Annotated in this window: 25 protein-coding genes; 11 read left to right on the forward strand and 14 right to left on the reverse strand. The window is 67.6% G+C overall.

Annotated elements, in window-relative coordinates; all coding sequences use genetic code 11:
- Position 1 precedes the first annotated feature (1 nt).
- Positions 2 to 391, forward strand: a complete 390-nt coding sequence (locus EYZ64_RS05405) for a sterol carrier family protein (protein WP_135452499.1) — start codon at positions 2 to 4, stop codon at positions 389 to 391.
- On the opposite strand, the gene EYZ64_RS05410 is transcribed toward EYZ64_RS05405, so the two are convergent.
- Entirely contained in the window at positions 388 to 771 is a 384-nt protein-coding gene (locus EYZ64_RS05410; protein ID WP_135452502.1) for a DUF4259 domain-containing protein, read from the reverse strand. The genes EYZ64_RS05405 and EYZ64_RS05410 overlap by 4 nt on opposite strands.
- A gap of 58 nt (positions 772 to 829) precedes the next feature.
- Positions 830 to 2182: a DoxX family protein gene (locus EYZ64_RS05415; protein ID WP_135459827.1), complete on the reverse strand. Its 1353-nt coding sequence runs from the start codon at positions 2180 to 2182 to the stop codon at positions 830 to 832.
- 211 nt (positions 2183 to 2393) lie between these two features.
- Between EYZ64_RS05415 and purF the strand changes: the two genes are divergently transcribed.
- Together purF and purM are read left to right on the forward strand one after the other, a co-directional pair.
- The gene (gene purF / locus EYZ64_RS05420) at positions 2394 to 3926 is read left to right on the forward strand and encodes an amidophosphoribosyltransferase (protein WP_135452505.1); all 1533 of its coding nucleotides are present in this window, start codon (positions 2394 to 2396) and stop codon (positions 3924 to 3926) included.
- Between the two features lie 84 nt (positions 3927 to 4010).
- Positions 4011 to 5102, forward strand: a complete 1092-nt coding sequence (gene purM, locus EYZ64_RS05425; protein WP_135452508.1) for a phosphoribosylformylglycinamidine cyclo-ligase — start codon at positions 4011 to 4013, stop codon at positions 5100 to 5102.
- A gap of 82 nt (positions 5103 to 5184) precedes the next feature.
- On the opposite strand, the gene EYZ64_RS05430 is transcribed toward purM, so the two are convergent.
- Positions 5185 to 5358 (reverse strand): DUF3073 domain-containing protein, encoded by a 174-nt coding sequence (locus EYZ64_RS05430; protein WP_082940115.1) that lies wholly within the window; start codon positions 5356 to 5358, stop codon positions 5185 to 5187.
- Positions 5359 to 5620: 262 nt separating this feature from the next.
- The gene (gene ygfZ, locus EYZ64_RS05435) at positions 5621 to 6715 is read right to left on the reverse strand and encodes a CAF17-like 4Fe-4S cluster assembly/insertion protein YgfZ (RefSeq protein ID WP_135452510.1); all 1095 of its coding nucleotides are present in this window, start codon (positions 6713 to 6715) and stop codon (positions 5621 to 5623) included.
- Positions 6716 to 6784: 69 nt separating this feature from the next.
- Here ygfZ and EYZ64_RS05440 point away from each other — a divergent pair, with 69 nt between their 5' ends.
- Positions 6785 to 7663, forward strand: a complete 879-nt coding sequence (locus EYZ64_RS05440) for an aminodeoxychorismate lyase (RefSeq protein WP_135452512.1) — start codon at positions 6785 to 6787, stop codon at positions 7661 to 7663.
- 246 nt (positions 7664 to 7909) lie between these two features.
- On the opposite strand, the gene EYZ64_RS05445 is transcribed toward EYZ64_RS05440, so the two are convergent.
- The 9 genes from EYZ64_RS05445 to lmeA all read right to left on the reverse strand — a co-directional run bounded on the left by EYZ64_RS05445 (position 7910) and on the right by lmeA (position 12838).
- On the reverse strand, positions 7910 to 8305 hold the full coding sequence (locus tag EYZ64_RS05445) for a hypothetical protein (protein WP_167857714.1): 396 nt from the start codon (positions 8303 to 8305) through the stop codon (positions 7910 to 7912).
- A gap of 260 nt (positions 8306 to 8565) precedes the next feature.
- Entirely contained in the window at positions 8566 to 8817 is a 252-nt protein-coding gene (locus tag EYZ64_RS05450; protein ID WP_135452514.1) for a hypothetical protein, read from the reverse strand.
- A complete protein-coding gene (locus EYZ64_RS05455; protein ID WP_135452516.1) occupies positions 8817 to 9488 on the reverse strand; it encodes a heme-binding beta-barrel domain-containing protein in 672 nt (223 codons plus the stop codon). Before EYZ64_RS05455 ends, EYZ64_RS05450 begins: the two co-directional genes overlap by 1 nt.
- 234 nt (positions 9489 to 9722) lie before the next feature.
- Positions 9723 to 10025, reverse strand: coding sequence for a DUF1416 domain-containing protein (locus tag EYZ64_RS05465; RefSeq protein ID WP_003884652.1), 303 nt, complete (start codon positions 10023 to 10025; stop codon positions 9723 to 9725).
- A gap of 1 nt (position 10026) precedes the next feature.
- Positions 10027 to 10863, reverse strand: coding sequence for a sulfurtransferase (locus tag EYZ64_RS05470; protein ID WP_135452518.1), 837 nt, complete (start codon positions 10861 to 10863; stop codon positions 10027 to 10029).
- 47 nt (positions 10864 to 10910) lie between these two features.
- Positions 10911 to 11393, reverse strand: a complete 483-nt coding sequence (locus EYZ64_RS05475; protein ID WP_135452520.1) for a DUF4395 domain-containing protein — start codon at positions 11391 to 11393, stop codon at positions 10911 to 10913.
- Positions 11394 to 11484: 91 nt separating this feature from the next.
- Positions 11485 to 11574 (reverse strand): Ms5788A family Cys-rich leader peptide, encoded by a 90-nt coding sequence (locus EYZ64_RS32605; protein WP_350222965.1) that lies wholly within the window; start codon positions 11572 to 11574, stop codon positions 11485 to 11487.
- Between the two features lie 29 nt (positions 11575 to 11603).
- Positions 11604 to 12026, reverse strand: a complete 423-nt coding sequence (locus EYZ64_RS05480; protein WP_135452522.1) for a thioredoxin family protein — start codon at positions 12024 to 12026, stop codon at positions 11604 to 11606.
- Positions 12023 to 12838, reverse strand: coding sequence for a mannan chain length control protein LmeA (lmeA, locus tag EYZ64_RS05485; RefSeq protein ID WP_135452524.1), 816 nt, complete (start codon positions 12836 to 12838; stop codon positions 12023 to 12025). The genes EYZ64_RS05480 and lmeA overlap by 4 nt, the downstream gene beginning before the upstream one ends.
- A gap of 160 nt (positions 12839 to 12998) precedes the next feature.
- On the opposite strand from lmeA, the gene EYZ64_RS05490 reads away from it, so the two are divergent.
- The 6 genes from EYZ64_RS05490 (at position 12999) to pstB (ending at position 18731) form a co-directional block, all read left to right on the forward strand.
- The gene (locus EYZ64_RS05490; protein WP_167858081.1) at positions 12999 to 13799 is read left to right on the forward strand and encodes a winged helix-turn-helix transcriptional regulator; all 801 of its coding nucleotides are present in this window, start codon (positions 12999 to 13001) and stop codon (positions 13797 to 13799) included.
- The gene (mshD, locus tag EYZ64_RS05495; protein WP_135452526.1) at positions 13796 to 14674 is read left to right on the forward strand and encodes a mycothiol synthase; all 879 of its coding nucleotides are present in this window, start codon (positions 13796 to 13798) and stop codon (positions 14672 to 14674) included. Before EYZ64_RS05490 ends, mshD begins: the two co-directional genes overlap by 4 nt.
- 121 nt (positions 14675 to 14795) lie before the next feature.
- Positions 14796 to 15923, forward strand: coding sequence for a phosphate ABC transporter substrate-binding protein PstS (pstS, locus tag EYZ64_RS05500; RefSeq protein ID WP_135452528.1), 1128 nt, complete (start codon positions 14796 to 14798; stop codon positions 15921 to 15923).
- A gap of 55 nt (positions 15924 to 15978) precedes the next feature.
- On the forward strand, positions 15979 to 17031 hold the full coding sequence (pstC, locus tag EYZ64_RS05505; protein ID WP_135452530.1) for a phosphate ABC transporter permease subunit PstC: 1053 nt from the start codon (positions 15979 to 15981) through the stop codon (positions 17029 to 17031).
- Positions 17031 to 17945 (forward strand): phosphate ABC transporter permease PstA, encoded by a 915-nt coding sequence (gene pstA, locus EYZ64_RS05510; protein WP_135452532.1) that lies wholly within the window; start codon positions 17031 to 17033, stop codon positions 17943 to 17945. Before pstC ends, pstA begins: the two co-directional genes overlap by 1 nt.
- Positions 17946 to 17954: 9 nt before the next feature.
- The gene (gene pstB, locus EYZ64_RS05515; protein WP_135452535.1) at positions 17955 to 18731 is read left to right on the forward strand and encodes a phosphate ABC transporter ATP-binding protein PstB; all 777 of its coding nucleotides are present in this window, start codon (positions 17955 to 17957) and stop codon (positions 18729 to 18731) included.
- A 15-nt stretch (positions 18732 to 18746) separates the two neighbouring features.
- Here pstB and EYZ64_RS05520 read toward each other — a convergent pair whose 3' ends face one another.
- A complete protein-coding gene (locus tag EYZ64_RS05520) occupies positions 18747 to 19721 on the reverse strand; it encodes a quinone oxidoreductase family protein (protein WP_135452537.1) in 975 nt (324 codons plus the stop codon).
- A gap of 81 nt (positions 19722 to 19802) precedes the next feature.
- Here EYZ64_RS05520 and EYZ64_RS05525 point away from each other — a divergent pair, with 81 nt between their 5' ends.
- Positions 19803 to 20321 (forward strand): MarR family winged helix-turn-helix transcriptional regulator, encoded by a 519-nt coding sequence (locus EYZ64_RS05525; protein WP_135452539.1) that lies wholly within the window; start codon positions 19803 to 19805, stop codon positions 20319 to 20321.

Genomic DNA, 20321 nt, shown 5'->3' on the forward strand with positions numbered 1-20321 from the left:
CATGGCCGCGCGAGGCAGTGTCGATCCACAAAAGACCAGGGCGGCGGTCGCCGCAGTGGCCGACTGGCTGCGCGAACCCACCCATGCCGAGCCCACGCGCGCGGAACTGGCCGAGGCGGTCCGGCTGACCGCGCGCACCCTGGCCGCGTCGGCCCCCGGCGCCAGTGTCGAGGTGCGGGTGCCGCCCTTCGTCGCGGTGCAGTGCATCGAAGGGCCCCGCCATACCCGAGGCAACCCGCCCAACGTCGTGGAAACCGATCCCCGCACCTGGCTGCTGCTGGCCACCGGACTGCTCGATCTCGAGGCGGCAGGTGCTGCCGTGCAGATGTCGGGATCGCGGGCCGGTGAGGTGGCCCGGTGGCTGCCACTGGTGCGGTTGGGGAGCGCCTAGTCCCGTTCGCGCGTGGCGGCCAGCGCGATGGCCCGCTCGAAGGTGCCGACGAGTACCGCGCGCCGTTCGACTTTGTAGTCGTCATCCGGATCGAGCTCGTCGATGTACTCGTCCCATACGCGCATGTATCGATCACGCCAATCGCTGAGCGCCGCCACCGAGGGAAAGGTTGCACCGACCCTTGGCGGCTCGGCGATCTCGACCAGGATCTCGAGCCAGGCGGGCACCATCGCTCCGCCCCACTCGTCCGGCTCCAGGGCGGAATCGTCGTCCGCGTCTGCGAACTGCTCCGCGATTTCGTCGATGATCCGACCCGTCAGTGCGCCCAGCCCGTCGGCCACGGTGTCGCTCTCGAAGTTCCCCGGACCCCAAACTCCCACAAAATCCTCCTAGCAGGGCAGATGACGTGCTCGACGAGGCTACCGGGATCACCGCGACTCACCGGAAGTAGGGATACTCCTGCACCCAGTGAAAGCCCCGGTTCCGCAGGGTGAACTGGTTGAGATCCAGCCGATCCAGCCAGATCGCGACGTCGCGGCCGGACAACTCGCCGGTCAGTTGCAGCTGCTCAGGTGTCGGCCGGGACGCGGTGAGCGTGGCCAGGGGTGCGCCGTCCGGGCCCGACACCGTGAGGTTGTTCCCGTCGAGCTTGAGCGGTGCGTCCACCAGTTCGCCGCTCATCCGTTGGTAGGTGAGTAGCTCGGGCAGGTCGAAAACGACCCGCTGCCAACGGTACTGATCGGTGGTCAGCGGCGGCGCCGCTGAGCCGTCGACGTCGAAGCGGCTCACCGTCCAGATCCCGTACAGCTCGGGTTTGGCGCGGCCACCGCCGTACTCGCGCCAGCTCTGCCAACTGGTCAGAACACAACCGGCCACCATCCAGATGCCGAGGACGGCCTGTATCCGCGCCGCGATGGTGTTGGCCCGAGCACCGGCGAACAGTTCGGGTTGGACGGCCGGTTCGGTGGTGCGCTGAAGCACCAGGAAGTCGGCCATCCGCCGGAATTGCGGGGCGAGCAGCACCAGACCCATCAACAAGAGATGTCCGGAGAGAATTTTCACCGGCACATCGAAGGTCATGTTCAGCAGGAACACCTGCACCATGCTGGCCACGCCGAGCAGGGCACCCAGCGTCCCGGTCCGCGGCAGGAACAGCAACAACCCGGCGAGCACCTCGACCGCGCCGAGCGCCATCTCGTACGGATAGGAGCTGCCGACCTGCAGCCACAGCACCGACGCCGGGCTGAACTCGCCGTACGGTCGCAACAACGCCGCCAGCGGCGGCGCCGGCATCTGCGTCGGCACCAGCTTGGCGAATCCGTAGAACAACATCTGGCCGGCCACGCACAGCCGCACGAAGGTCAGGAACCAGGCCCACAGCCTCGAGTAGTCGTGGCGCTGCCGGTCCAGCCATGACCACACCGCTGTGCCGACGACGGCGAACACCAACAGGCAGAAGACCATCACCCAGATCGCGGCCTGGTCCCCGCTGCCCGAGTCCTGATGCAGAACCGCCTCGACGCCGAAGACATGGCGGCCGACCCAGTCCACCAGCGGGCCCAGCACCGTCATCTGCCACATCACCGCCCGATCCGGCAGCCAGTGCCCCACGATCCCCAGGAAGGCGAACGTGATCTGCGCGAACAACAGACAGAACAGGCCGAAGTACAGGAAGCAGAACCGGAATGCGATCTTCGTCACCTCCGGCCACGGTTGCGGCCGGGCCTCCGCGTCGGAATCGAGGGGATCGGTTGCCGGCTTCTCGGAGAGTTGGCGGGTCACGAAATCCATCCTTGCCGTTGGCATGTAGTGGGTCGATGGGGTTATCCCGACGGATCGGGGTAGGGCTGGCCACACCGCTGCGGACGGGCGCGGGAATGGCGATCGTGGTGCGCGCTGTTGCAAAAGCCGGTGCCAGACCGGCCATTCGATTCTTTTGTTGGCCCACCTGGACCGTAGACTCGGTTATGTCACCAACCGCCGCCCCGGGAGCAGCCCTATCGTGACTGTGCAGGAACTCGACGAAAACGAACCGCGCGAAGAGTGCGGCGTATTCGGGGTCTGGGCCCCGGGTGAAGACGTTGCCAAGCTCACCTACTACGGCCTGTACGCGCTGCAGCACCGTGGCCAGGAAGCAGCGGGCATAGCTGTTTCCGACGGCTCCCAGATCCTTGTGTTCAAAGACCTCGGGCTGGTCAGTCAGGTATTCGACGAGCAGACCCTGGCCGCCATGCCGGGCCACGTCGCCGTCGGACACTGTCGTTACTCCACGACCGGATCCACCACGTGGGAGAACGCCCAGCCGGTGTTCCGCAACACCGCCGCCGGGACTGGTGTCGCCCTCGGCCACAACGGCAACCTGGTCAACACCGCCGAACTGGCCGCCCAGGCCCGTGAAGCCGGACTGATCGACCTGAAGGGCGCCCCGGCCGCCACCACCGATTCCGACATCCTCGGGGCGCTGCTGGCGCACGGCGCCGCCGACGCGACGCTGGAGCAGGCCGCCCTGGACCTGCTGCCGACGGTGCGCGGCGCCTTCTGCCTGACCTTCATGGACGAGAACACCCTTTATGCCGCCCGCGACCCGCACGGGGTGCGTCCGCTGGCGTTGGGTCGGCTCGACCGGGGCTGGGTGGTGGCCTCCGAAACTGCCGCGCTCGACATCGTCGGCGCCTCGTTCGTCCGCGACATCGAACCCGGTGAACTCCTGGCCATCGATGCCGACGGCGTGCGCTCCACCCGGTTCGCCAACCCCGAACCCAAGGGCTGCGTCTTCGAGTACGTCTATCTGGCCCGCCCGGACAGCACGCTGGCGGGCCGCTCGGTGCACGCCACGCGCGTCGACATCGGTCGCCGGCTGGCGCGCGAACACCCGATCGATGCCGACCTGGTGATCGGCGTCCCGGAATCAGGCACCCCGGCCGCGGTCGGCTACGCCCAGGAATCCGGGATCCCGTTCGGGCAGGGCCTGATGAAGAACGCCTACGTGGGCCGCACCTTCATCCAGCCCTCGCAGACCATCCGGCAGCTGGGTATCCGGCTCAAGCTCAACCCGCTGCGCGAGGTGATCCGCGGTAAGCGGCTCATCGTCGTCGACGATTCGATCGTCCGCGGCAACACCCAGCGCGCGCTGGTCCGCATGCTGCGGGAGGCCGGGGCGCTGGAGGTCCACGTCCGGATCGCCTCGCCGCCCGTGAAATGGCCCTGCTTCTACGGCATCGACTTCGCCACCCCGGCCGAGCTCATCGCCAATGCGGCATCCGCCGAGCACCCGGGCGAGATGCTGGAGGCGGTGCGGCACGCCATCGGTGCCGACACCCTGGGCTACATCTCCCAGCAGGGCATGATCGCGGCCACCGAGCAGCCGCCCACCCGGCTGTGCTCGGCCTGCTTCGACGGGAATTACCCGATCGAACTGCCCGGCGAGACCGCACTCGGCAAGAACGTCATCGAGCAGATGCTGGCCACCGCGGCCCGCGCCGGCGTTCCGCTGCAGTCCGACAACGACAACGCATCGGCGCTGCGCAGGCCCTGAGGTCTTCGCCCTGGCGTCCTTGAGGGGTCCTTAACACCTCCTGCGCTGTACCCCCGCAACAGCGGGGCGGTAGCCTTGCTTGCGATGACTAAGGGCGCCGAACAGCACGGCATCGCCGAAGACAACATGATTTCGTACGCGTCGGCCGGAGTGGATATCGAAGCCGGTGACCGCGCTGTCGAACTCTTCAAACCCCTCGCCGCCAAGGCGACCCGTCCAGAGGTCCGGGGTGGCCTGGGCGGCTTTGCCGGGATGTTCGCCTTACGCGGCGGGTATCGCGAGCCGGTGCTGGCCGCCTCGACCGACGGCGTGGGCACCAAGCTCGCCGTCGCCCAGGCCATGGACAAGCACGACACCGTCGGGCTGGACCTGGTCGCGATGGTGGTCGACGACCTCGTGGTGTGTGGCGCCGAGCCGCTGTTCCTGCAGGACTACATCGCCGTCGGGCGCACCGTCCCCGATCGGGTCAGCGCGATCGTGTCCGGCATCGCCGAAGGCTGTGTCCAGGCCGGCTGTGCGCTGCTGGGCGGCGAGACGGCCGAACACCCCGGGCTGATGGAACCCGACCACTACGACATCTCCGCGACCGGCGTCGGCGTCGTCGAGGCCGACAACGTGCTCGGGCCCGACCGGGTCCGCCCCGGCGACGTGATCATCGCCATGAAATCCAGCGGACTGCACTCCAACGGCTACTCCCTGGCCCGGAAGGTGCTGCTGGATATCGACCGGATGAACCTGGCCGGGCACGTCGAGGAATTCGGCCGCACCCTGGGCGAGGAACTCCTGGAACCGACCCGCATCTACGCCAAGGACTGCCTGGCGTTGGCTGCCGAGACGCAGGTGCGCACGTTCTGCCATGTCACCGGCGGCGGCCTGGCGGGCAACCTGGAGCGTGTGGTGCCCCACGGACTGACCGCAGAACTGGATCGCGGCACGTGGACCCCGGCACCCGTGTTCCAGATGATCGCCCAGCGCGGACGCATCGAGCGTGCCGAGATGGAGAAGACGTTCAACATGGGTATCGGGATGGTCGCGGTCGTGGCCCCCGAGGACACCGATCGCGCGCTGGCCATCCTGACCGCACGGCACCTGGACTGCTGGACGCTGGGAACCGTCAAGAAGGGCGGCAAGGACAGCGTGCGCGCCCAGCTGGTTGGACAGCATCCGCGGTTTTAGGCAGTTAGACAGGTCGCGCTGGTAAGCGACGTGCGCAACCAGCGCGACCTGTATCTAAGTTCTGCGACAGAATGCAGGCGGCTCAGCGCCGCCAGTCGTCCTCGCCCGACCAGTCTTCGGCGTCGTCGTTGACATCGCCGGAATCGGGAGATCCCGACAGCTCACGTTGGAGCTGACTGAAGTCGGTATTCGGCGAGCTGTACTTAAGGTCACGTGCAACCTTGGTCTGCTTTGCCTTAGCCCGGCCGCGGCCCATGGGGGACCCCCTCGCGCAATAACGGAGCGGCCCAATAGCTAGGCGGCTCCGATCTGTGTGTCTTTATTTCCTGCCAACACTTTACCGTGCCCGTCCGAGAAGTGCTGTCAGGCCCTGCCTCGCGGTGCGCGGCTGGGGTCCCGGCTGCCGTGCGTCGTTGCACGGCAACACGACCGTCCCCAAGATCGCGGAATCCGCGCAGTGACGGTCGTCACGTCCTCGGTGACCGAGTGAGCTTACGTGCTGTGAGCGGTTCCACGGCTCAACGCCCCCGGAGGCGGTCGACTGCCGCCCGCCCGGCGCCCGCGGTGGCGTCCGACTCCGGCATGGAATCCGGGTCGATCGCGGCCGGTGCCTGCGCCTCGGCCCCGGCGACCAGCTCGGTTTCGACCGGCAATCCCCGTTTGAGCAGCGCCAACGCGATCGGGCCCTCGTCGGCGTGCTCGACGACTGTGCCGATCCGACCGACATTGCGCCCGCCGGCAGTCACCGCGTCGCCGGTCACCGGCCGGTCGGAGGAGCCGTCGAGCTGGAGGATCACCAACATCCGCGGGGGTTTACCCAGGTTGTGCACCCGGGCAACGGTCTCCTGGCCGCGGTAGCAACCCTTGTCGAGATGGACAGCTCCGATACCGGGGCCACCGATCCAACCGACCTCGTGCGGGATGGTCCGCTCATCGGTGTCCACACCCAATCGAGGTCGCCCGGCCGCCACCCGGTGCGCCTCATACGCCCAGACGCCCGCCGGCCGGACGCCGGACTCGGTGAGCTGCCGGGTGTATTCGGCTACCGACGCGCGCGGCACCACCAGGTCCAACTCGATGCCGGAGGCAGGTAGCCGGCGCACGAACCCGCCGCCGGGCAACGCCACCGCCGTCGCCTCCTGCGGCAGCTGCCCGCAACCCAGGGCCTTGATGACCTGCTCATCGGCAAGCCCGGGCCCCAGGAGTGACAGCACCGCCATGTCCGCGGGCTCGATCTGCACGTCGGCCCAGAACACCATCTTGCGCAGATAGGCCAGCAGCGGTTCGCCGCGCCACGGCTCGGTGTCCAGGTAGGTGGTGCCGCCGAGGTCGGTCTGGATCCAGTGGTCTTCGACACGGCCCTGGAGATCCAGGCTCAAGTTCTCGGTGACCGCGCCGTCCGGCAATGCGCTGACGTGCTGGCTGGAGATGCTGTGCAGCCACGTCTGCCGATCCTTGCCGGTCAGTGTCAGGACCGCCCGGTGCGACCGGTCGACCAGAACCGCGGCGCCCGCTGCGGCCCGTTGTTCGCCGAGCGGATCACCGTAGTGCCATACGGCCCCGGCGTCGGGGCTGCCTTCGGGCGTGGGCACTGGTGACGGAAGTGCAGTCATAGGCCAACTCTACGTTCGGCGCTCTTCGCGCCAGCGGCTCACGGTTTGTCACAGCTACGCTTTGGCCCCATGGCAAGCCAACCAGCCGTACTGGTCACTCTTGACGGGCGGCTCCACGACCCCAACGCCCCACTGCTGCATGTCGACGATCTGGCCGCCGTACGCGGAGACGGCGTCTTCGAGACGCTGCTGGTGCGTGACGGCAGGCCCTGCCTGCTGGAGGCTCACCTGGGGCGGTTGGCTCAGTCCGCCAAGATGCTCGACCTGCCTGAGCCGGATCGGGACGCCTGGCGGTCGGCCGTGGCGCTGGGGGCGCAGCGCTGGACAGCGGAGAACGACGGCGACGGCGTGCTGCGACTGGTGTACAGCCGTGGGCGGGAGAGCGGCGGGCCGGCGACCGCGTTCGCCACCATCGGAGCCCTGGCCGACCGCGTGGCCGGGGTGCGGCGTGACGGGCTCGCGGCGATCACCCTGGACCGCGGGCTGCCGCTGAACGCCAGCGATATGCCGTGGCTGGCCGCGGGTGCCAAGACCCTGTCCTACGCGGTGAACATGGCTGCGCTGCGGCATGCCGAGCGTCACGGCGCAGGCGACGTGATCTTCGTCAGCTCCGACGGCTACGTGCTGGAGGGGCCGCGTTCCACCGTGGTCATCGCGATCGAAGGCGACGGTGGGCACCCGCTGCTGCTCACCCCACCGCCGTGGTATCCGATCCTGCGCGGCACCACTCAACAGGCGTTGTTCGAGGTGGCTCGCAACAAGGGCTATGACTGCGACTTCCGCGCGCTCAAGCCAGCGGATCTGCTTACTGCGCAAGGGGTTTGGCTGATTTCCAGCATCACACTCGCGGCCCGGGTGCACACCCTCGACGGGCGGTCGCTACCTCATGCGCCGCTGGCTGCCGACATCTCAGGCCTGGTCGACGCCGCGATCGTCAGCGATCGCTGACCAGCGAATAAATCGCTTGTCGGGGTGCGCGGACGGGGGTAGCTTCGTGGGCACACAGGGAAGGAGGTGGTCCGTCAAATTGAGTGACTTATGGACATGTGAGGTGGCTGCCCGCTAGCAGCGCCGGGGTATTGCCTGCGCGCGCTGGCGAATTCCCCGCAGCCACCCGGCCCCCGAGCCCTCCGGTCTGTCCAACCAGGTACCAAGGCTCGGGGGCCGCCCCATATCTGGGGTCGGCCGAAACGGTTACTGCCGCGGCGGTTGTGGCGCCAGTGAATGGCAGGCCTGCATGGCGTCGTCCCATTGGGCCCGGTCGACTCCGGGCGGAGGCAACGGCTTGCCGTCCGAATCCAGAGGTGGCGTCGGGGCACCCGGAGGCGGGGTGGCGCCGGCCGGCGGCGGACCTGGTGGCGCACCCGCCGGTGGCGCCGGGATCCCGTGCTCGGTCAGGCAATCGGTGAACGCGCCATGAGGCGCGGCTGCGGGTGCGGATGCTGCGGCCGACGTTGACTCCGAAGCCGAAGCGGCCGTCGAGGTACCGGGCGACTCTGTGTTCGAACCCGACGAACACGCCACCATGCCGGTGACGAGTGCTGCACCCGTGACGCCGAAAACAGCGGCGCGCAGCGATAACAAGGACACGTTTACCTCCTCGGTGGTTGATGCGCGACTGACGCTATTTGGGCTGACTAGGCCCGGGTTATCAGCACACTGGGAGCCGGCTGTGTGATTGGTTGCGAAACGGTGTAAGACCATGACGCCGTAGTCGGGACGCGGCGTACTCCACGAAATCGCAGCAGTTGCCCCGTGCCGTCAGCATGAGGTCGCCGAAATCTGTTGCGGCGATCGGTAATTGGCCCTTGCGGGCTATGGCGCTGCGCGGCGACGCGCAGCGCCGGGCACTAGTTGCTCGGGCCCGGCGCCAGCGTCGAACACGCCTTGGTGGCCTGCTGCCAGGTCTGATCGTCGACCCCGCTCGGCGGCCCCACGACGGGGCCCGGCGCTGCCGGAACACCGTGCTCGGACAGACAATGCGCATATGTGCCGTGCTCGGGCGGCGGTGAGGTGGGGGCCGGTTGCGGCCCCTCCGACGAACATGCGCCGAGGAACGCTGCTGCGGCAAGCAGACCTGCCGCGATGATCGGCCGGCGCATCAGCCGACAAACCGTGACAGTCGGGCCGACAGGTGCGGTACCAGACCGCCGTCGGCATCCACACGTTCTTCCACGTAGCCCAGATCGCCGCCGTCGACGATGCCGTAGAGCCGCTTGGCGCCGCCGACGAGCAACCCGGACTTGCTGCGGGCCAGCGCATCGGTGACCAGCTCCCAGGAGGCCTGGGTGAGCGGCTTTCCGTAGAACAGTTCGACATAGCCGGCCGAATGGGCCAGCAGCAGTTCGATGGCCTGTGACTCATCACGGCCGGCCGGATCGTCAGGATCGGTCACGAATCGCCAGAAGCCCGTTTCGCGCAGGCCGGGGGAGTCGTATTCACCCGATTCGGTCAACCGCCAGGACCGGGAATCCCAGTTCAGGTAGTCGCCTCCATCATGGGAAACCACGATCTGTTGGCCGAATCGGTAGTCGCCGTGGGTGTCGCGACCTTCGCCTTCTCCGCGCCAGACGCCGACCAAAGGCAACAGCGCCAGCAGCGCATCGTTGAGTTCCACGCCGTCACGCAGGTTGGCGGTGTCGGCGGGCATCGGGAGGTCGTCGAAGGCCGGAATGTTCCGGGCGGCCGTGGCCTTGGCCCGTTCGGCAGCTGCCGCTACGGCGCGATCACCGGAGCCCGGCTCGGCGGCCGGGGCATCGCCGCCGGAGGTCACGACTCGTCGGTGACGAGGCGGTACAGCGCGTACAACGCGAACCACGTGATGACCACGACGGCCGCGACGAGCATTATCTCGAAGAAGAGCACCACGGGAGTGAGTCTAGTTCCTAGTCGAGGGTGTCGGCGCCCCGGGTCGGGACGCCCTATACACGCTGAACGTGGGCTTGTGTGCGAGATGCGTGCAAATCCTCGTACACAAGCCCACGTTCGAGCGGGATCAAGCGATCGATCAAGCGACCTTGACGTCGACCTCGTGGATACCCGCGCCGGTCGGGGCCACGCTGGCGTCGCCGTTGCCCGCGGGGGACAGGGCGCGCAGCGTCCAGGTGCCCGGAGCGGCGAAGAACCGGAAATCACCGGTTGCCGAGGCCACGACCTCAGCGGTGAACTCGTCGCTGGAGTCCAGCAGGCGCACGAAGGCCCCGCCGACCGCCTGGCCGGAGCCGTCCACCACGCGACCGGTGATGACGGTTTCCTTCTCCAGGTCGACGCCGGCGGGCAACGTCAGTCCTTGCTTAGGTGCAGAGCACATATCAACTTCCCAACTCGATCGGGGCGCCCACCAGGGAGCCGTATTCCGTCCAACTGCCGTCGTAGTTCTTCACGTTCTGGTGTCCCAGCAGCTCCTGCAGCACGAACCAGGTGTGCGAGGAACGCTCACCGATCCGGCAGTAGGCGATGGTCTCCTTCTCGCCGTCGAGGCCGGCCGCTGCGTACAGCTTGGCCAGATCCTCGTCGGACTTGAAGGTGCCGTCCTCGTTGGCTGCCTTGCTCCACGGAACGTTGATGGCGCCGGGGATATGCCCGGGCCGCTGGCTCTGCTCCTGCGGCAGGTGCGCCGGTGCCAGGATCTTGCCGGAGAACTCGTCAGGCGAACGCACGTCGACCAGGTTCTTGGCGCCGATCGCGGCGATGACCTCGTCGCGGTACGCCCGGATGCTGTTGTCGAGCGGCTGGGCCGCGTACGACGTGGCCGGACGGCTGACGGCGTCCTTGACCAGCGGGCGCGCGTCGAGTTCCCAGCGCTTGCGGCCACCGTCGAGCAGCTTCACGTCGGCGTGGCCGTACAGCTTGAAGTACCAGTAGGCGTATGCCGCGAACCAGTTGTTGTTGCCGCCGTACAGGACGACGGTGTCGTCGTTGCTGATGCCCTTGTCGGACAACAGCTTCGAGAACTGCTGCTGGTCGACGAAGTCACGCTTGACGGCGTCCTGCAGATCGTCGCGCCAGTCCAGTTTTACGGCGCCGGGGATGTGCCCCTCGTCGTCGTAGGCGCTGGTGTTCTCGTCGACCTCGACAAACACCACGCCAGCGGTATCGAGGTTGTTCCCGGCCCATTCGGTCGAGACCAGGACGTCGGAACGTGCCATGTGCGAATTCCTTTCGGTTGCTTGCTATTTCAGATGTCAGGTGGGTGTCATGCAGGACTGGGGGCGCGACGCAGCCGGGCCACCAGAGGGTAGATCTGGCAGCCCAGGCAGATGCCGAAGGCGGCGTTGAGGAAGGCCGCCACCAACGCGAAAGCGGTGGCGGTCAGGCCGAGGGCGGTGATGCCGAAGGCGAACCCTGCGGTGCCCACGGCGGCGAACACGAAGCCGACCAACTGGGCGAACTTCAGTGGCGGCACCGGTTCACGCTCGGTGACCGGAGCCAGCCGCGGCGCGATGAACGTGGCAAATACGCGGCCGTACGGATGCCGGCGGGGGCCGCCCACCGCGCCGATGGCGAACACCACCGCCTGGGCGCCCAGCAGCACCGCGGCCGCGGGCTCACTCACCCCGGCGACCAGCAGCGTCGCGATCAGTACCGCGGTGGTGACCCAGGCCGCGAACCGTGGCCCCCGCACGTCGACCTGGGCAGGCCGACTGTCAGCGATGGGTGAGGTCGATATCGATGCCATGAGAACGAACTCCTGTTGTTGTAGAAGGTCTGATGGTGTGCAGGCTCAGGGCACAAGGCCCGAGCGGGCGCGCGAAAGCGCGCGGCTGCCCTCAACAGCAACAACAACAGCAGCAACCCGCGACGCGGCACAGATCAACTGCGCGGCGCTTCGTGAGCACAAGCTCAAGGCGGGCTGACACGAGCGACAGCTTACCCAATAACCGCGGGGTCAGGCCAACAGTGGTTCCAGCGCCGAGCGCAGGTCAGCGGCCTTGGGGACCCCGCTGGTGCGGTACCGGGGCCGGCCGTCGCGGTCGAAGATGATGGTGGTGGGCAGCGACAGGACCGAAAGCCGCCTGGCGGCTTCGGGATTGGCGTCCATGTCGATTTCCACATGAGCGACTTCGGGTAGTTCGGCGCAGACCTGGTCGACGACTCGTCGCACCCCGGCGCAGGGTCCGCACCATTCGGCCGAGAAATGCAGGACCGTCGGGCCCGTCTGTGACAGCCCGAGGTCACTGGTGTCGATGTTGGCGGCCTCTTCGCCCGCCCTGATCATGCCGGCGCGCAGCGTGATCAAGCGGCCGATCACGTAGGCCACCCCGAGCGCGGCGATCAGAACCACGATCACCAGCACCATCGAAGAGCTCATGATTGTCTGAACCCCGCCAGGTCGATCGTTACTCCCGTGGCGATGCCTTCGATGATCACGTCGGATCCGCGGGCGCCCGCGGTGGTCGGGGCGATCCCGAACGGCAGCTTCTGGCCGGTGATCGTGTGGCTGAACTCGGACAGGACCGCCGCGGTCTTCTCCTCGGGCACGGGCTCGTCGGCGGTACCCGGGCCGGTCAGGATCCCGGTCGCGGTCAGCACCAGGGTGGTGTCGTCGCTGTCGGCGAAGGACAGGTCGACCGAGACACTGACCCTCTTGTCCATTCCGGAGCCCTTGGGAGTTCCGGTGAACACCAGCCCTTGACTGCTGGAGATGCCGGACTCCGTGGTGCCCCCGGTGGCGTCGTTGGTTTCCCGCGAGGGAGCCTCCACCAGCAGGTCATCGATGCCCATGAACCTGCCGATATGGGTGGAGTCGATGATGATGCGGCTCTCGGTCTTCCTGACCGGCAGTTTCGCGTCGGGGCGGATCAGCCAGGACGAGTCGGTGAGGTCGATGCCGTGCAACGTGGCCTCCAGCGAGGCCTTGCCGACCACGGGATGGTCGACGCCGGCGGCCCGGATCTCGATCTCCTTGTAGCGGTGGTTGCTGACCTGGGTGAGGAACGGGAATCCCAGGATGGCCACCCACGGGTCCCAGTTGAGGTTGGCCGCACTGCGTACGTTGCGGGCGAGCCGGTACTCGGCGTAGATCGCCGAACCGAAATCGGCCCCGACAACCCCGACGACGAGCGCGGTCACGGTCGCGGCGAGCCCGATCAGCAGTTTGCGCACCGCCACATTGTCGCCCACAGCCGCCGGGTCGAAGCGCTCGGCGCGGCTAATCAGCAGGTGAGGCGTTATCGTTAGATCACTAAAGGCCGGTAACGGCTACATGTCAGTCATGAATCCGACCGTGTGGACATCGGGGTCCGGGCGATCGTGGGAAGTGATTGCCGGCGCGCCGGAGGACCTGTTGGATCTACTGCTACTGACCGTCGACCCGCACCCCGAGGCGGTCCTGCCCTCCCTGGCACTGCTGGCCCACACGGTGCGCACAGCACCGACCGAGGTGTCCTCGCTGCTGGAAGCGGGTAGTGCGGATGTGGCGATCGTCGACGCCCGTACCGATCTCGCGGCTGCTCGCGGCCTGTGCCGGCTGTTAGGAACGACGGGTACCTCGGTCCCGGTGGTGGCGGTCATCAACGAGGGCGGATTGGTGGCGGTCAACCACGAGTGGGGCCTGGACGAGATCCTGCTGCCCGGCACCGGCCCGGCCGAGATCGACGCCCGGCTGCGGCTGCTGGTGGGCCGGCGCGGAGGCGGCGCCAACCAGGAGAACGTCGGCAAGATCACACTCGGTGAGCTCGCCATCGACGAAGGCACCTACACCGCACGCCTGCGCGGGCGTCCCCTCGACCTCACCTACAAGGAATTCGAGCTGCTCAAATACCTCGCCCAGCACGCCGGGCGGGTCTTCACCCGGGCGCAGCTGCTGCAGGAGGTGTGGGGCTACGACTTCTTCGGCGGTACCCGCACGGTCGACGTGCACGTCCGTCGTCTGCGCGCCAAGCTCGGCCCCGAGTACGAATCGCTGATCGGCACCGTCCGCAACGTCGGATACAAGGCCGTGCGCCCGTCGCGCGGCCGCGCCGCCGCCGCCGAGGCGAGCGGTGCCGCCGAAGCCGCGCAGGACGGCCACGGTGACGACGACTTCGACCCGACAACCGACGACGTGGACGAGCCGTTGGCCGGGCGGTTGCCCAGCCAGTGACCGAACTCGACTGGCGTACGCGGCTGTCCGAAGCCGAGCAGACCGGGATCCGTGCGCTCATCTCCGCAGCCACCGCGGCCGACGGCGTCGCCCCGGTGGGCGATCAGGTGCTGCGCGAGCTCGGCCACGACCGCACGCGCCACCTCCTGGCGACCGACGGCGCAGACCTCGTCGGGTACCTGAATCTGGCCCCGGCCGGCGACGCGGACCCGGCGATGGCCGAGCTGGTGGTGCATCCGCAGGCCAGGCGCCGCGGCGTCGGTGCGGCGCTGGCCCGTGCCGGGCTCTCCGAGGGCCCGGCAGGCACGCGAATCTGGGCCCACGGCAATCTGGAGGCGGCCCGGGTGCTGGCGGCCGCATTGGATCTCCGATCGGTCCGCGAGCTGCTGCAGATGCGTCGTCCGCTGACGGACCTGCCGCCGCTGCGCACCGCCGAGGGCGTGCGGATCGCCACCTACGCCGGGCCCCGCGACGATGCAGAGCTCCTGCGGGTCAACAACGCCGCGTTCGCCTGGCACCCGGAGCAAGGCGGCTGGACCGAACAGGACATCGCGGAGCGGCGCAGCGAGCCGTGGTTCGACCCCGAGGGGCTTTTCGAGGCGTTCGACGAACAGACCGGGGCGCTGCTGGGCTTCCACTGGACGAAAGTCCACGACGGCGATCTGGGCGAGGTTTACATCGTCGGGGTCGACCCGTCGGCTCAGGGCCGGGGTCTGGGTTCGGTGCTCACCCTGGTCGGTCTGCACCACCTGGCGGGCCGCTCGCTGGAGACCGTGCTGCTTTACGTCGAGGCAGATAACTCGGCGGCCGTGGCGACCTACCGAAACTTGGGTTTTGAGGTGTTCAGCGTCGACGTGGCGTACGCCGTCGGTTAACCCGTTTAGCTGTGAACACGCTGAACCTATTCACTGCTGATTCACCTGCTGTCCGTGAGCCGTCCACTGCGGCCTAATACGTTGCCGGAGAGTTCGAAGCCGTCAACTGAAAGTGGGACAAGTGAAGCTCATCAGCATTGGCAAGCCGTTCGGTGTCGCGCTGTCCGCGACGGCGATTGCGGCACTCACGCTGACCGCGTGCGGTAGCGACAACAACTCCGGCAGCACCGGCTCCTCGGCCGCGGGCACCAACTCGGCCGCGTCGGCTGAGTGCAGCGGCAAGACCGCTGTGACGGCCGAGGGCTCGACCGCGCAGCAGAACGCCATTGCGGAGTTCAACAAGGTCTGGGGCCAGGTGTGCTCCGGGAAGAACCTGTCCTACAACCCGACCGGCTCGGGCGCGGGCGTGGACCAGTTCATCGCCAAGCAGGTCGACTTCGCGGGCTCCGACTCGCCGCTCAAGGACGATCAGGTCGCCAAGGCCGCCGCGCGTTGTGGCGGCAACGAGGCATGGAACCTCCCGCTGGTGTTCGGCCCGGTCGCGCTGGCCTACAACGTCGAGGGTGTCGACAAGCTCGTGGTGAGCCCGGACGTGCTGGCCAAGATCTTCCAGGGCCAGATCACCAAGTGGAACGATCCGGCGATCGCCGCGCTCAACGCCGGCGCCACCCTGCCGGACCTGGACATCAAGCCGATCTACCGGTCGGATTCCTCGGGCACCACCGACAACTTCCAGAAGTACCTGGCCGCCGCGGCGCCGCAGACCTGGACCAAGGGTGCGGGCAAGGAGTTCCAGGGCGGCGCCGGTGAGGGCGCGCAGAAGTCCTCCGGTGTGGTGCAGGCCGTCCAGGCCACCCCCGGCTCGATCGGCTACGTCGAGAAGAGCCCGGCCGCCGCAGCCGGCCTGCCCTACGCCCAGATCGACAGCGGTGCCGGTGCGGTCGCGCTGGACGACGAGTCGACCACCAAGGCCGTCGGCGCCGCCAAGGTCAAGGGTGACGGCAAGGACCTCGTGCTCGACCTGAACGCGCTGTACGCCTCGAAGGAGGCCGGCGTCTACCCGCTGGTGCTGGCCACCTACGAGATTGTTTGCTCCAAGGGCTACGACGCCGACACCGCTTCGGCCGTCAAGTCCTTCCTGACCGTGGCCGCCAATGAGGGCCAGGCCAGCTTGTCTCAGGCCGGATACATCGCGCTCCCCGACGAGTTCAAGCAGCGCCTGCTGACCTCGGTCGAGGCCATCGCGTAGTAGCCGGACTGGCATTAGAGGACGAATCTGGGCGAGGATGGGTTTTCCGACCAAAATGACCAACAGGGGCCCGGACGGGACAACAGTGACATCGCCGAATCCAGCTGATTCGGGGTCGGGGGAGACGCTCGCCTCCCCCCATCCCGAACCAGAACCCATCTCCACCGATCCGTCCAAGGGAGCCAAGGTTCGCCTCGGCGACCGAATTTTCCGTGGGCTAGCAGAAGGCTCGGGCATCCTGATCGTCGCGCTCATCGCGGCGATCGGGGTGTTCCTGCTCTGGCGCGCGGTTCCGGCGCTGACCCGCAACGAGGAGAACTTCTTCCTCTACGGCGGCAACTGGATCACCACCGACACCTCGGCGATGCACTTCGGCATCTTCGAGCTGCTGCAGGTGACCGTGTTCGTCTCGGTGTTCGCGCTCCTTCTGGCGATGCCGGTGGCGTTGGGTATCGCGATCTACCTCACCCAGTACTCATCGCGGCGATTGGCCGGTCCGCTGGCCTATCTGGTGGACCTGCTGGCCGCCGTGCCGTCGATCGTCTACGGCGTCTGGGGCCTGTACGTGCTGGCGCCGGCGATCAAACCCTTTGCGGTGTGGCTCAATACGAACTTGAACTGGCTGTTCCTGTTCAAGACCGGCAACGCCTCGGTGGCCGGCGGCGGCACCATCTTCACCGCGGGCATCGTGTTGGCGGTGATGATCCTGCCAATCATCACCGCGGTGAGCCGCGAGGTGTTCACCCAGACCCCGCGCGGCCAGATCGAGGCCGCGCTGGCGCTGGGCGCCACCCGCTGGGAAGTGGTACGCACGACGGTGCTGCCCTTCGGGCTGTCCGGCTACATCAGCGGCGCGATGCTCGGTCTGGGCCGCGCGCTCGGTGAGACCATCGCACTGCTGATCATCCTGCGCGGCACCCAGACCGCGTTCAGTTGGACGCTGTTCGACGGCGGCTACACCTTCGCCAGCAAGATCGCCGCCACCGCAAGCGAATTCAACGACCAGTACAAGGCAGGCGCTTACATCGCCGCCGGTCTGGTGCTGTTCATCCTCACCTTCGTGGTGAACTCGCTGGCCCGTGCCGCGGTCGCCGGAAAGGGACGCTGATGACCTCCACGCTCGAGCGGCCGGTCAAGGCGCCCGCGTTCCAGGGCGTGAGCCTGCGCCGCAAGCTGACCAACCACTTCGCCACGGTGCTGGTGACGTCCTCGTTGCTGGTCGCCCTGGTACCGCTGGTGTGGGTGCTGTACTCGGTGATCGTCCGGGGGTGGGCCGCATTGAGCTCACCCACGTGGTTCACCAACTCTCAGTCCGGCATGACGACGTTCACCGCCGGCGGCGGCGCCTACCACGCGATCGTCGGCACCCTGCTGCAGGGCCTCGTGTGCTCGCTGATCTCCATTCCGATCGGCGTGATGGTGGGCGTGTACCTGGTCGAGTACGGCGGTGGTACGCGGCTGGGCAAGATCACCACGTTCATGGTCGACATCCTCACCGGCGTGCCCTCGATCGTCGCCGCGCTGTTCATCTACGCGTTGTGGGTGGCCACGCTCGGGTTCGGCCGGTCCGGGTTCGCGGTGTCACTGGCGTTGGTGCTGTTGATGATTCCGGTGATCGTGCGGGCCACCGAGGAGATGCTGCGCATCGTTCCGATGGACCTGCGTGAAGCGAGTTACGCACTGGGCGTGCCCAAATGGAAGACCATCGTGCGAATCGTGATCCCGACGGCGCTGTCGGGCATCGTCACCGGCATCATGCTGGCGCTGGCCCGCGTGATGGGTGAGACCGCGCCGCTGCTGATCCTGGTCGGCTACGCCCAGGCGATGAACTTCGACATGTTCGGCGGGTTCATGGGATCGCTGCCGGGCATGATGTACGACCAGATCTCGGCGGGAGCAGGCGCCAACCCGGTGCCCACCGACCGGCTCTGGGGTGCGGCGCTGACGCTGATCCTGCTGGTCGCCCTGCTCAATGTCGGCGCGCGTGCGGTCGCCAGATTCTTTTCCCCCAAGAAGGTGTAGGAGTTATCCATGGCCAAGCGGCTGGATCTCAAGGACGTCAACATCTACTACGGCGCGTTCCATGCCGTTTCCGAGGTTTCGCTGTCGGTGCAGCCGCGCAGTGTGATGGCCTTCATCGGCCCGTCGGGCTGCGGCAAGTCGACCGTGCTGCGCACGCTGAACCGCATGCACGAGGTGATCCCCGGCGCCCGCGTCGAGGGCTCGGTGCTGCTCGACGGTGAGGACATCTACGGCGCCGGTGTTGACCCGGTGGGTGTGCGCAAGACCATCGGCATGGTGTTCCAGCGTCCGAATCCGTTTCCCACCATGTCGATTCGTGACAACGTGGTGGCGGGGCTGAAGCTGCAGGGCGTGCGTAACCGCAAGACTCTCGACGAGGTGGCCGAGCGCTCGCTGCGCGGTGCCAACCTGTGGAACGAGGTCAAGGACCGGCTGGACAAGCCCGGCGGCGGTCTGTCCGGCGGTCAGCAGCAGCGGTTGTGCATCGCCCGCGCCATCGCGGTGCAGCCCGACGTGTTGTTGATGGATGAGCCCTGCTCGGCGCTCGACCCGATCTCGACGCTGGCCATCGAAGATCTGATCTCCACGCTCAAGCAGGATTTCACGATCGTCATCGTCACCCACAACATGCAGCAGGCTGCCCGGGTGAGTGATCAGACGGCGTTCTTCAATCTCGAGGCCACCGGCAAGCCCGGCAAGCTGATCGAGATCGATGACACCGAGAAGATCTTCTCCAACCCCACCCAGAAGGCGACCGAGGACTACATCTCGGGCCGCTTCGGCTGATCGGCCGCCTGCGGCTCACGGCGTCAATACGACGCGGGTTCCCGAGGGCTCGCCGCCGGTCCACACCTCGGCGATATCGGCCAATGCCCTTGGCCGGGTGCGTAATTCGATCTGACCGTCGGAGACCATGGTGAACAGCCGGGGTAATGCCTCGGTGCGGGCCCGGGCCAGGACGTCGGGCGGCACGCTGCCGATGCCGACCCCGCTCAGGGTGATCCCGGTGCCGCGCAGTACTCCCGCATCCAGCGACAGTGTCGGCCCGGTCATCGACCCGATCTGCACGAATCGGGTCGGGTGGTAGTGCGCGGCCGGGTGACTGGCCGCCAGGGCGGTGAGCACCTGTGCGGCCGGGTCACCCCACAGGTAGTCGAGTACCGCATCGAACGGGCGCTCCGCGTGCATCTCGGCGACCCGGGCGCCCAGATCCTCCTCGCCGAGGGGGACCGTGTCGTGGGCGCCGGCCGACCGTAGCCAGGCCAGCCGTTCGGTGTTGCGGCCGGCGGCCACCACGGTCTCGGCGCCGAACATGCCGCCGGCCAATTGCACTGCCATCGAACCGGTTACACCGGTGGCGCCCAGCACCAGGACGTGATCGCCGGGCTTGACGGCCGCGGCGTGTGACAGTGCGGTCCAGGCGGAGATGCCCGGGTTGGGCAGGGCGGCGGCGGTCACCGAATCCACGTGCTCGGGGACGTCGACACCTCCGGCCGGGTCAACCAGTGCGCGCTGCGCCATCATCCCGGAGTATCCCAGCGCCCCGGTGTAGATGCGACGGCCGTCGGCCAGCCGCGCGACACCGTCGACGCCGGGAATGGCCGGCAGTTGAATCTCCTTGCTGGCGTAGTGCTTTCCCGATACCAGGGCCCGGGTCAGGTTGGTCAGGGCCGATGCCTCGACGACCGCCACCTCGGCGCCGTCGCGCGGTTCCGGCTCGGGCACGTCGGCGTAGTCGGGGTGCCGGCCCCATTTGGTGACCAGTGCGGCCTTCATCGCGGCTCCTTTGGTTTCTAGAGATATGGTTTCTATGGAAACAATCTATCTATGCTTGCCCAAGATGGCAAGATGGTTTCCATGAAAACCAAACTCGAGCTGATCGAGTCCATCGCCGGGCTCATGACCACGGTCGGGGATCGGCTCGAGAACGACGGGGACGGCGACGCCGAGCGTGATTTCATGGCCGACAGGTGCCCGCCGCGGTTGCAGGACGCGGTGCGTACCCTGCCGACGTCGTCGGTGCACCTGCTGGCGGAGATCGCCGAGGGCCCGGTCAGCGTGGTTGGGCTGGCGGCCCGCGCCGGCCGGCTCAAGGGCACGGTGTCCAAGCACGTGCAGAGGCTGGTCGAGGCCGGCCTCGTGGCCCGCACGCCGGTACCCGGCAACCGTAAGGAGATCGAGCTCGGCCTGACCGCCGACGGAGAACTCGTCGCCGACGTGCACCGGCAGCTGCACGAGGAGATGGACCGCGGAACCCGCGATTTCCTGCTGCGCTACAGCGCTGCGGACCTTCAGGTGCTGGTCAAGGTGCTCGGAGACCTGGCCGGGGCGCACAAGGACGGGGTCCGTCTGGTGCCGCCCACCGACCGGCCCTGA

It is taken from the genome of Mycobacterium sp. DL99 (assembly GCF_004762045.1).
Lineage (GTDB): Bacteria > Actinomycetota > Actinomycetes > Mycobacteriales > Mycobacteriaceae > Mycobacterium.

Excerpts from the sequence above, each read along its gene's own strand:
- EYZ64_RS05405 (WP_135452499.1), top strand. The coding sequence starts at position 2 with ATGGCCGCGCGAGGCAGTGTCGATCCACAAAAGACCAGGGCGGCGGTC.
- EYZ64_RS05415 (WP_135459827.1), bottom strand. The coding sequence starts at position 2,182 with ATGGATTTCGTGACCCGCCAACTCTCCGAGAAGCCGGCAACCGATCCC.
- purM (WP_135452508.1), top strand. The coding sequence starts at position 4,011 with ATGACTAAGGGCGCCGAACAGCACGGCATCGCCGAAGACAACATGATT.
- EYZ64_RS05430 (WP_082940115.1), bottom strand. The coding sequence starts at position 5,358 with ATGGGCCGCGGCCGGGCTAAGGCAAAGCAGACCAAGGTTGCACGTGAC.
- ygfZ (WP_135452510.1), bottom strand. The coding sequence starts at position 6,715 with ATGACTGCACTTCCGTCACCAGTGCCCACGCCCGAAGGCAGCCCCGAC.
- EYZ64_RS05440 (WP_135452512.1), top strand. The coding sequence starts at position 6,785 with ATGGCAAGCCAACCAGCCGTACTGGTCACTCTTGACGGGCGGCTCCAC.
- EYZ64_RS05450 (WP_135452514.1), bottom strand. The coding sequence starts at position 8,817 with ATGCGCCGGCCGATCATCGCGGCAGGTCTGCTTGCCGCAGCAGCGTTC.
- EYZ64_RS05465 (WP_003884652.1), bottom strand. The coding sequence starts at position 10,025 with ATGTGCTCTGCACCTAAGCAAGGACTGACGTTGCCCGCCGGCGTCGAC.
- EYZ64_RS05470 (WP_135452518.1), bottom strand. The coding sequence starts at position 10,863 with ATGGCACGTTCCGACGTCCTGGTCTCGACCGAATGGGCCGGGAACAAC.
- EYZ64_RS05475 (WP_135452520.1), bottom strand. The coding sequence starts at position 11,393 with ATGGCATCGATATCGACCTCACCCATCGCTGACAGTCGGCCTGCCCAG.
- EYZ64_RS05480 (WP_135452522.1), bottom strand. The coding sequence starts at position 12,026 with ATGAGCTCTTCGATGGTGCTGGTGATCGTGGTTCTGATCGCCGCGCTC.
- pstC (WP_135452530.1), top strand. The coding sequence starts at position 15,979 with ATGACCAACAGGGGCCCGGACGGGACAACAGTGACATCGCCGAATCCA.
- pstA (WP_135452532.1), top strand. The coding sequence starts at position 17,031 with ATGACCTCCACGCTCGAGCGGCCGGTCAAGGCGCCCGCGTTCCAGGGC.
- pstB (WP_135452535.1), top strand. The coding sequence starts at position 17,955 with ATGGCCAAGCGGCTGGATCTCAAGGACGTCAACATCTACTACGGCGCG.
- EYZ64_RS05520 (WP_135452537.1), bottom strand. The coding sequence starts at position 19,721 with ATGAAGGCCGCACTGGTCACCAAATGGGGCCGGCACCCCGACTACGCC.
- EYZ64_RS05525 (WP_135452539.1), top strand. The coding sequence starts at position 19,803 with ATGAAAACCAAACTCGAGCTGATCGAGTCCATCGCCGGGCTCATGACC.